Below are 10,275 nucleotides of genomic sequence, written 5' to 3' on the forward strand. Positions count from 1 at the left end.
AGCGAAGCAATCCAGAATCTGTCTGCGGAGGGACCCTGGATTGCTTCGCTGCGCTCGCAATGACGGACGTGGGTAGAGCTCTGCGTATGCAGACCCAATGGATTCGCGGAGAGTCCCCTTACCGGGATCGCATCTTTTGATGCGATCCGGCCTCTCCCCGCAAGCGGGAGAGGCGAAGCAAGACACGCCTAGATCAGCTTCCGCTGCGCCAAATTCTTCATCAGTGCGCCGATGCCGAAGGTCCAGGGCTCGCACTCGTCGCTGCTACGCATGCGGTTGACGAGCTTGCCGAGCTGGGGCGCAGCGATCGTGACGATGTCATCGCGCTTGTGGGTGAACCCCTGCCCCGGCGCATCGCGATCCTTGACCGGCGCGAACATGGTCCCGAGGAACAGCACGAAGCCATCGGGATATTGATGCACGGGCCCGATGGTCTGCGCGACCAAATCGGTGGGATCGCGGCTGATCTTGCTGATCGAGGAATGGCCGTCGAGGACAAAACCGTCCGCGCCCTTCACGTTGAGGCTGATGTCGAGCTTGCGAGCGTCGTCGAGCGAGAAGGTGTCGTCGAACAGGCGCAGCAGCGGGCCGATCGCGCAGGAAGCGTTGTTGTCCTTGGCCTTCGACAGCAGCAGCGCCGAACGACCCTCGAAGTCGCGCAGATTGACGTCGTTGCCAAGCGCGCCGCCGACGATCTGGCCGCAGCTCGAGACGAACAGCACCAGTTCCGGCTCCGGGTTGTTCCAGGTCGATTTCGGATGCAGCCCCGCATCCATGCCGGTGCCGACCGAAGACAGCGTCGGCGCCTTGGTGAAGACCTCGGCATCGGGACCGATGCCGACCTCGAGATACTGGCTCCAGGCGTTCTGGTCGATCAGCACTTGCTTCAAGTGCATCGCCTGGTCCGAGCCCGGCTTGAGCTTGGAGAGATCGTCGCCGATCAGCCGCGTCACCTCTTTTCGGATCGCTTCGGCCGAGGCCGGATTGCCCTTGGCCCGCTCCTCGATCACGCGCTCCAGCATCGAGATGGCGAATGTGACGCCGGCCGCCTTCAGCGTCTGCAGATCGACGGGCGCGAGCAGCCACGGCTTTTTCGGGTCGCGCTGGTCGGGCGACGTGTTGGCCACGATGGCTTCGAGATCGCCGATACGCTCGCCCTTGATCGCGGCAAGCGCCTTGGCCGGATGATCCTCTTCACAGAGCGCGCTGATGGTCGGGAATTTTGCGGTGACGTCGAACACGCCGTCGGCCCGTACGGCGACCACAGACGGACCGTTCGCCTGCGGCAGCCAGACGCGGCCGGCCAGCGTTCCCCGCGTTCCGTCCTCGGGGAGAAGATCCTTCACAGTCAATGTCGTCATGGCGCCGTCCTCGCAATTTCTCGGATCAGCCGCGTACGCAGCGGCCGATCACATTGGCGAAGACCAATAAACGTCTGGCTCCGGAAGTCCAGAGCGGCAGCTTGTCTCGCGGCTACGCCCCTGCCCGCGCCTTTCGGGCCGCGATTTGCTGAAGTGCCCAGCGCGCGTTCTTGCGCACATCCGGATCCGGATCGTCGGCGATGACGGCCAGGAACGCCTCGCCGTCGGGATGGGCGATCTCGCCGAGCGCGGCAGCCGCCTCTTTCCGCAAATTGGCCTGGTCGTGGTTGACGCAATTGCCGATCGGCCGCACTGCGCGCTCGATCTTCATGCGCCCAAGACTGCGGATCACCTTCAGCCGCACCTGCCAGAACTCATCGGCAAGACAGCCGACGAGCTGGTCGGCCGCGAGCGAGCCGTTGACGTTGAGGCCCAACGTCTCCGCTGCCATCTCGCGGACCATCCAGTCGGTGTCCTTCAATGCGCGCGTGATCGTTTCCGCCGCAGGCTTCATCTGCGAGAACGCCAGTGCGCTGACGGCGGCGCGGCGCACATGGGCGTCGGGATCGTTGATCAGCGCGGTCAGCGCCGGAATCGATTCTTCCAGCTTGAGGAAGCCGATCACGCCGATCGCCTGCACGCGCACGGCGGCATCGGAATCCTGCAGCGCTTCCAGCGCGGGCTTCAGCGTGTCCTTGCAGCGCAGCTCCTTCAGCGCGCGCAGCGCGCCCATGCGAACAAAGGCGTGGGCGTGCTTGACCAGCGGCAGGATGATGTCGGCGCAGGCCGGATCCTTGAATTCCGCCATGCTGTCGGAAGCGGCGGACGCCACGATCCTCTCGGGGTCGACCAGCAGTTTCACCAGCGCACTCGCCGCCTCCGGCCCGTCGAACTCGCCGAGCGCCATTGCCACCTGCTGGCGCACGCCGGCATCGGGATCGACCACCATCTTGGCGAGATGGCCGACAGCTGCCGGATCGCCGGAATGTCCGAGCGCGATGATGGCGACGCGGCGCTCCCCCGGATCGGCAGCCTGGAGCCGCTCGTCGGCATCTTCGAGGTCGTCGTAGGATTCGAACGGGCTCGACATGACTACCTCAGGAGATAAGGAATATTGACGGTGACGGCGCCGGTCGGGCAGTCGGCCTCGCAGGGCATGCAGTACCAGCATTCGTCATAGGCCATGTAGGCCTTGCCGGTCATATCGCTGATGCGCAGAACGTCGAGCGGACAAACGTCGACGCACACAGTGCAGCCCTTGTCTGCGATGCATTTGGCGTCGTCGACGACCACCGGAACCGATGTCTGATAGGAAGCGAGAGGCATCGTATTTCTCCTGTTGCTTGCAGTTCGCGATGGATCAGGCGGTGGCGCGGATGCGCTGCTTGTCGTAGAGGTCCTTCTCGTCGTCCGCGATCGGCACGACATAGGGCTCGACCGCACGCTTTTCGCTGGTCATCCTGCCGTCTCGCTTGGACAGCAAGGTGTGGCAGAACCAGTTCTCGTTGTCCTTCTCCGGAAAATCGGTGCGCCAGTGATAGAGGCCCCAGCGGCTTTCCTCGCGGTACAGCGAGGCATGCACGGCCATGTCGGCGCAATCCATGATCGACTGCACTTCGAGCGCACGGAGCAATTCGTGCGCGTTGCGCGCGATCATCTGCTCCTGCATGTCCTCGCGAGCCTCGGCAAGACGGCGCATGCCGAGCTCGTATTTGCGCGTCACCTTCGGCGGCTGGAGATAGTCGTTCACAAGGCGCCGCGTCTTGTATTCGATCTGGTTCGGCGGAATGCCGTCCTCGCGCTTGGTCGGCGCCAGCACCCGGTCGCGCTCCCTGGCGATGTCGGCGGCGTCGAACTCCGCGAAATCGTGATTGTCGGCGAAATCCATCGCGTCGATGCCGGCAACCGAGCCGTTGGTGAAGGCACCCAGCATGTAATTGTGCGGCACGCTCGCCATATCGCCAGCCGCATAGAGGCCGGGCACGGTAGTGCGCGCATTGTCGTCGACGAATACGCCGGAGGCGCTGTGGCCGGAGCAGAAGCCGATCTCCGAGATATGCATCTCGATCGACTCGCTGCGGTAGTCGACCCCGCGCCCCTGCTGGAACAGACCGCGCGTCGGCCGCTCCACCTTGTGCAGCGTGGATTCGATCTCGGAAATGGTGTCGGGATGAAGATGCTTGAGCTGGAGGAACACCGGGCCCTTGCCGGACAAGAGCTCATTGTAGAATTCCAGCATCATCTGTCCCGACCAATAGTCGCATTCGATGAAGCGCGAGCCCTCGTTGTTGGCGGTGAAGGCGCCGAAGGGACCGGCGACGTAGGCGCAGGCCGGGCCGTTATAGTCCTTGATCAGCGGGTTGATCTGGTAGCACTCGAGGTTCGCGAGCGCGGCACCGGCGTGATAGGCCATGGCATAGCCATCGCCGGAATTGGCGGCATTCTCGTAGGTGCCGAACATGTAGCCGGAGGTCGGCAAGCCCAGGCGGCCCGCTGCGCCCATGCACAGGATCACCGCCTTGGCCTTGATCACCAGAATCTCGGCGGTGCGGGTGTTGACGCTGATCGCGCCTGCGATGCGGCCATCGGCGGATTTGAGCAGGCGCGTCGCCATGTAGCGGTTGGAGATCAGGATGCGGGCGCGGCGGAGCTGGCGGTACAGCGCCTTCTTCACGGTCTCGCCATTCGGCATCGGCAGCACATAAGTGCCGATGTGGTGCACCTTCTTGACGGCATAGTCGCCGTTCTCGTTCTTCAGGAAACGGATGCCGAAGCTGTCGAGCTCTTCGATGATGCCAAAGCAGTTCTGCGCATATTTATAGACCGCCTTCTGGTCGACGATGCCGTCGTTGGCGATGGTGATTTCCTTTGTGTACTGCTCCGGCGTCGCATAGCCGGGGATGACGGCGTTGTTCAAGCCATCCATGCCCATCGAGATCGCGCCGGAGCGCTTGACGTTGGCCTTTTCGAGCAGGACGACATTGGCCTTCGGGTTCTTCAGCTTTGCCTTGAGTGCCGCCATCGGGCCGGCCGTGCCGCCGCCGATCACCAGCACGTCGCAGGAAACCTCCGAAAGTCCGTCGACGATCTGATCTAGTGCCATCGCTTGCTCCTGGTTCGCCGGCAGGTCCGGCGCCTTTGCATCAGATTTGTTCAGAGGGCTTTTCGGCGATAGCAATTAGTTGTCGCCGGGATGCGATTTGTTCTCATCGCTCGACGAAAGCCTTCTCAACGACGAAATGGCCGGGCTGGCTGTGGTTGCCCTCCGCAAAGCCGCGCGCGGAGAACATGGCGTGCAGCTCCTCCAGCATTCCGGGGCTACCGCACAGCATGATGCGATCCGTCGCGATATCGAGACCGGACTGCCCGATATCGTCGAACATCTGGTTAGAAGCGATCAGGTCGGTGATGCGGCCGCGGTTCCTGAACGGCTCGCGGGTGACGGTGGGGTAGTAGACCAATTTGTCGCGGATCAGCGGCCCGAAGAATTCGTGATTGCGCAGGCCGTCGACGAGGTGCTCGCCATAGGCGAGCTCGGAGACCTGGCGGCAGCCATGGGCGAGCACGATGGTCTCGTAATTCTCGTAGACGTCGGGGTCCTTGATCAGGCTGGCGAACGGCGCGAGCCCTGTGCCGGTCGAGAGCAGCAAGAGGCGCTTGCCGGGAATGAGATTGCCGGTGATCAGCGTGCCCGTCGCCTTGCGGCCGACCAGGATAATGTCGCCTTCGCTGATCTTCTGGAGGCGCGAGGTCAGCGGGCCGTCCTCAACCTTGATCGAGAAGAACTCGAGCTCGTCCTCATGGTTGGCGCTCGCCATGCTGTAGGCCCGCATCAACGGCTTGCCCTCGACCTCCAGCCCGATCATCGCGAACTGGCCGTTCTGGAAGCGGAAGCCGGGATCGCGCGTCGCGGTGAAGCTGAACAGCGAGTGGGTCCAGTGCCTGACCGACAGAACCGTTTCCTTCTGAAATGCGCTCATCCGTCGTCTCTCCTTACCTGCGATGGGCGCAAGGTTTCGAAGACGGAGGACTCGGGCAACGCCGAACTGAAACTGCCGGTCGATTAGTTTCACATTTTGCGGGCGATGACTGAAGAGGAGGCAGCCGCGCTCGGCCTTCGCACGCGCTCTGGCAATTAGTTGCTATTCGCGCCGGCCCGCGACAACGTAGAGAAGAGTTAAGAGGTTCGTCATGACAATGACCGCGCTGGTGGCACCGACCGTGGCCGACTACGAGGCGAGCGCCGATCTTGCCACGCTCCGCGTCCGCACCACGCAGGATGATCAACTGAGCCTGCCGGCCGAGCAGCTTCGCCTCTCCTGCAAATGCGCCCACTGCACCCGCGCCCGCTTCGACGGCCGTTTCCCTGAAGCGTTTCCGGGCATCGCCATCACCGAGATCGGCGATCTCGGCTACGGGCTGAACATCTCGTTTTCGGACGGGCATAACCGGGGGATTTACCCGAAGACGTATCTGCTGAGTTTGGCGGGGCGCTGATGCGTCTACATCCTGAACGTTTGGCTTCGCCATCACCGTCATGGCCGGGCTTGTCCCGGCCATCCACGTCGCACCGAGAATGAGGAAAGGCGTGGATGCCCAGGACAAGCCCGGGCATGACGACTGGGTACCCGTCCCCTCCCTCCGCCCCATCTGGCACGGACATTGCTCCGCTTTAGAACGATTTGAACGTTCCGGAGGCAGACGATGTTGCAGGCGGCCAATGTGGTTCGCGGGACGGTTCCCGCAACGGTCCGGCCTGCCGGTAGCTCCTCGCTGCTACTCACTGAAAACCAGCGATGGATCGGCGGCCCGCCGCCGCTGATGGACAAGCTGACGCCGCGCGAACGGGAACTGGTGCTGAAGCAGGGCCGCCGCAAAGTGCTCAACCGTGGCCAGACGCTGTTCAGCCAGGGCGGCAAGCATGACGGCATCTGGCTGATCGAGAGCGGCCGCATCCGCGTGTTCTACACCTCCCCGCTTGGTCGCGAGATTACGTTGGCCTACTGGCATGTCGGCAATTTCGTCGGCGGGCCCGAAGTGTTCGAAGGCACGGTGCATCAATGGTCCGGCGTTGCATCCAGCAATTGCAGCGTCGTGCACCTGCCCGGAAAAGAACTGCGCACGCTCGCGATTGAGATTCCAAACCTCGCGATTGGCCTGATCGAGGGCCTGACCTTCAAGGGCAAGTGCTATTCGGCCCTCGCCCAGATGCTGGGAACGCGCTCGATCACACAGCGGCTGGCGCATCTGCTGCTGCATCTGGTCGAGCTCTACGGGGTTGAGGATGCCGACGGCCGGGTGATTGCGGCAGCCTTCACCCACGCCGACATCGCCCACATGGTCGGCGCCACCAGGCAATGGGTCACGATCAGCCTGAAGCGGATGCAGGATAAGGGAATCGTGCTGACCAAGCGCTCCCAGATCGTGGTCTGCCGGCCGGACGTGCTGGAGGAGATGCGCGGCCAAGCCTCTGACTAGAAGGCCTGGACTAGAAGGCCTGCAACCGGGGTCGGTGCCCAGGCAAGCGGCTTTATAGTGCAGGACTGCCCAAGGAGTATGCAATCAGCTTTTCCCGGCAACTAATCGACTGCGGTGGTCATTCCGGATTTGCCCTGTCCGCGCCATCACCCAATCATGGCAACCACAGCACATCCAACCGAATGAGGATGAGAATGGTTCGCCATCTTCCCACGCTCTCGATCACGATGTCGGTGACGTCGCTGGCGCTACTCCTCGCGCAGCCGGCCTCGGCGGAAACGGTGACGCTCGGCATCGGAACGCAGGATACCACGACCAACACGGTGACCGCCGGCGTCGTCATCCGGCAGCTACATCTGCTCGAAAAATACCTGCCGAAGGACGGCAAATACGCCAATATCAAGTTCGAGCTGGAGTGGCAGAATTTCACCTCCGGTCCGCCCGTCACCAACGCGATGATGGCGAACAAGCTGCAGATCGGCATGATGGGCGACTATCCGTTGATCGTGAACGGCTTCACTTTCGACAGCAATCCCGAGAGCAAGAGCCGCCTGATCGGTATTGCCGCTTATAGCATGTCGGGCTCCGGCAACGGCATCGTCGTTCACAAGGAGTCGCCCTACTACGATCTCGCCGACCTCAAGGGCAAGCTCGTCAGCGTACCCTTCGGCTCCGCCGCGCACGGCATGGTGCTGAAGGCGATGCAGGATCGCGGATACGCGTCCGACTTCTTCCAGCTCGTCAGCCAGAGCCCGGAGGTCGGCTCGACCAATCTGCAGGAAAAGAAGATCGACGCGCATGCCGACTTCGTCCCCTTCGCCGAGCTGCTGCCGTTCCGCGGCTTTGCACGAAAGATCTTCGACGGCGTCGAGACCAATCTGCCGACCTTCCACGGCATCGTGGTCCGCACCGACTTCGCGGAAAAATACCCCGAGGTGGTCGTCGCCTACTTCAAGGCGCTGATCGCCGCCAATCAGTGGCTGCGCGACGATCCCAAGCTTGCTGCCGAGAAGATCCAGGAATGGACCGGCATCAACAAGGAAGTGGTCTACATCTTCCTCGGCCCCAGCGGCAACATGACCACCGATCCCTCGATCAAGCCGGCGCTGATCGATGCTGCAATCGCCGACGTCAAGGTGCTGCAGAACCTCGGCCGCATGAAGGAGTTCGATCCAAAAAAATGGGTCGACGACAGCTACGTCCGCAAGGCCTATGGCGAGATGAAGCTCGACTATGATGCGCAGCTCGGCAGCACGAAGAACTACGAAATCTCCGGCGAAGATAGTTTCTGCAAGAAGCCGCTCGTCGATCCGCGCAAGGCCGGCGAGGTCTGGGTCGACGATGCCGGAATCATGCCCTTTGCGTCGGCGGCCTGCACGCTCGGCGCCTATGCCGACTTCAAGGCCAAGGGCAAGAAGATCAACGTCGCCTACGTCTTCGACACCACCCGCGGCATTAAATTGTTCGCCGACCAGGCCTTCTTCGCGGTCGGCGATGGCGATGTCGCGCCCTTCCTGCTGAAGAAGGATGCCGAAGCCTATGCGGCCAAGATCAGCGGCAAGGTGCTCGGCTTCGACGATGCAGTGAAGGCGGCAGTCAGCGGAGGCAAGACGTGAGTAGTCCCGCCATCCTCAGACAGTCCGAGGACCGCATGCCGGCAACAACTGCAATCGACGAGGCGGGCCCCGCGCCCGCCGCGGCTCCCGCGGCGGCGCCCTCCTTCGGCACGCTCGCGCTGCGCTGGTACCGACTCAATCGGGCGGGACTGCGCGCGATCGCGATCGGCATCATCTCGCTGCTCGCCTTCCTGCTGGTCTGGCACCTGCTCACGACCTATCGCGTCGTCTTCTTCGTGCGCTTCACCAACGTGCCCTCGCCGCTCGCGGTCTATGCGAGCTTCACCAAGGCGATCCACGATCCGAAATTCCTGATGCACATCGTGCTGAGCTGCCGGCGCATCTTCATCGGCTTCTCGCTCGCGGCCATCGTCGGCGTGCCGCTCGGCCTGATCATGGGCCGCTTCAAACTGGTGCACGAGATCGTCTTCCCGGTGGCGGAGGTGCTGCGGCCGATCCCGGCGATCGCCTGGGTGCCGATGGCAATCATGCTGTGGCCGACCAACGAGCAGAGCATCGTCTACATCACCTTTCTCGGCTCGTTCTTCCCGATCCTGGTCAACACGCTGCACGGCATGTCGCTGGTCGATCCCGTGCTGGTGCGCGCGGCGCAATGTCTCGGCGCGCGCGAACGCTCGATCTTTCGTGAGGTGTATTTCCCGGCCTCGTTGCCGCACATCTTCACCGGCCTCACCGTCGGCATGGGCGTCGCCTGGGTGTCGCTGATCGCCGCCGAGATGATCTCGGGCCAGTACGGCATCGGCTATTTCACCTGGGAGGCCTATTCGCTGGTCCAGTATGCCGACATCGCGCTCGGCATGATCGCGATCGGCGTGCTCGGCCTCGGATCGAGCATGCTCATCAGGGGCGCGGGGCAGTTGGTGATGCCGTGGAGGCTGAAATGAGCGAGATCCTGACCAAAGCACCGCAGGGCCATATCGAGGTCAAGAATTTCTCGCTCGGCTACGACAGTATCGAGGGACCGGTTGAGGCGGTCACCGACACGCAGATTCATGTCAACCCGGGCGAGTTCGTCTCGATCGTCGGCCCCTCAGGCTGCGGAAAGTCAACGCTGCTCAATGCCGTCGCCGGTTTCCTCAAGCCGACCACGGGCATCGTCACCGTCGACGGCGAAAGGGTCAACGGTCCCAGCGCCGAACGCGGCATGGTGTTCCAGCAATATTCGCTGTTTCCCTGGAAGACGGTGCGGGAGAATGTCGAGTTCGGCCTGAAGATGCGCGGCATGGCGCGTTCGCAGCGCGAGCGCGCGGCCCGCACCCTGCTCGGGCTTGCCGGCCTGGACGCCTTCGAGAAGCACTATCCGGAAAAGCTCTCCGGCGGCATGAAGCAGCGCGTCGGCATCGTGCGCGCGCTCGCGACGGGGCCGAAGGTGCTGCTGTTAGACGAGCCCTTCGGCGCGCTCGACGCACAGACCCGCGTCATCATGCAGCAGATCCTCACCAACATGTGGCAGCGCCTGAAGATCTCGGTGCTGTTCGTCACCCACGACATCGACGAGGCGATCTTCCTGTCCGACCGCGTCTACTGCATGACCGCGCGTCCCGGCTCGATCAAGGCCGAAATTCCGATTCCGCTGGAGCGCCCGCGCCAGCAGTCGATGATGATGTCCTCTGAGTTCCTGGCGCTGCGCCGTGGATTGATGTCGCTGATCCGCGAGGAAAGCATCAAGGCGATGGGCGGCGAGATCACCGATCTCGGCATGCAGGGGCTGAACATCGAGCTGCACGGTCACTCGCTGGCGGATGTGATTTAGACGTAGCGATCGTCGGCGCAACTTGCTGTCTTCCCTTCTCCCCTTG

10 protein-coding genes are annotated in these 10,275 nt (G+C 62.9%); 5 read left to right on the forward strand and 5 right to left on the reverse strand.

Going from position 1 to position 10,275, the window contains the following annotated elements:
• Nucleotides 1-188 precede the first annotated feature (188 nt).
• From FXV83_RS14020 to FXV83_RS14040, 5 genes are all read right to left on the reverse strand, one after another.
• The gene (locus FXV83_RS14020) at nucleotides 189-1,361 is read right to left on the reverse strand and encodes a fumarylacetoacetate hydrolase family protein (protein ID WP_148739831.1); all 1,173 of its coding nucleotides are present in this window, start codon (nucleotides 1,359-1,361) and stop codon (nucleotides 189-191) included.
• A gap of 112 nt (nucleotides 1,362-1,473) precedes the next feature.
• Nucleotides 1,474-2,451, reverse strand: a complete 978-nt coding sequence (locus FXV83_RS14025; RefSeq protein WP_148739833.1) for a HEAT repeat domain-containing protein — start codon at nucleotides 2,449-2,451, stop codon at nucleotides 1,474-1,476.
• Between the two features lie 2 nt (nucleotides 2,452-2,453).
• The gene (locus FXV83_RS14030; protein ID WP_008141081.1) at nucleotides 2,454-2,687 is read right to left on the reverse strand and encodes a 4Fe-4S dicluster domain-containing protein; all 234 of its coding nucleotides are present in this window, start codon (nucleotides 2,685-2,687) and stop codon (nucleotides 2,454-2,456) included.
• Nucleotides 2,688-2,721: 34 nt separating this feature from the next.
• Nucleotides 2,722-4,464, reverse strand: coding sequence for a fumarate reductase/succinate dehydrogenase flavoprotein subunit (locus FXV83_RS14035; RefSeq protein WP_148739835.1), 1,743 nt, complete (start codon nucleotides 4,462-4,464; stop codon nucleotides 2,722-2,724).
• A gap of 103 nt (nucleotides 4,465-4,567) precedes the next feature.
• Nucleotides 4,568-5,341 (reverse strand): ferredoxin--NADP reductase, encoded by a 774-nt coding sequence (locus tag FXV83_RS14040; protein ID WP_148739837.1) that lies wholly within the window; start codon nucleotides 5,339-5,341, stop codon nucleotides 4,568-4,570.
• 211 nt (nucleotides 5,342-5,552) lie between these two features.
• Between FXV83_RS14040 and FXV83_RS14045 the strand changes: the two genes are divergently transcribed.
• The 5 genes from FXV83_RS14045 to FXV83_RS14070 all read left to right on the forward strand — a co-directional run bounded on the left by FXV83_RS14045 (nucleotide 5,553) and on the right by FXV83_RS14070 (nucleotide 10,229).
• On the forward strand, nucleotides 5,553-5,858 hold the full coding sequence (locus FXV83_RS14045) for a gamma-butyrobetaine hydroxylase-like domain-containing protein (RefSeq protein WP_148739839.1): 306 nt from the start codon (nucleotides 5,553-5,555) through the stop codon (nucleotides 5,856-5,858).
• A 207-nt stretch (nucleotides 5,859-6,065) separates the two neighbouring features.
• Nucleotides 6,066-6,839 carry a Crp/Fnr family transcriptional regulator gene (locus FXV83_RS14055; protein ID WP_148739843.1) on the forward strand — a complete coding sequence of 258 codons (774 nt, stop codon included), beginning with the start codon at nucleotides 6,066-6,068 and terminating at the stop codon, nucleotides 6,837-6,839.
• Nucleotides 6,840-7,033: 194 nt separating this feature from the next.
• Nucleotides 7,034-8,455, forward strand: a complete 1,422-nt coding sequence (locus FXV83_RS14060; protein ID WP_187435886.1) for an ABC transporter substrate-binding protein — start codon at nucleotides 7,034-7,036, stop codon at nucleotides 8,453-8,455.
• Between the two features lie 35 nt (nucleotides 8,456-8,490).
• Complete coding sequence (locus FXV83_RS14065) at nucleotides 8,491-9,360, forward strand: ABC transporter permease (RefSeq protein WP_187435902.1); 870 nt, start codon at nucleotides 8,491-8,493, stop codon at nucleotides 9,358-9,360.
• Entirely contained in the window at nucleotides 9,357-10,229 is an 873-nt protein-coding gene (locus FXV83_RS14070; RefSeq protein ID WP_148739848.1) for an ABC transporter ATP-binding protein, read from the forward strand. Before FXV83_RS14065 ends, FXV83_RS14070 begins: the two co-directional genes overlap by 4 nt.
• Nucleotides 10,230-10,275 lie beyond the last annotated feature (46 nt).

Origin of the sequence: Bradyrhizobium hipponense, assembly GCF_008123965.1 — a bacterium.
GTDB lineage: Bacteria > Pseudomonadota > Alphaproteobacteria > Rhizobiales > Xanthobacteraceae > Bradyrhizobium > Bradyrhizobium hipponense.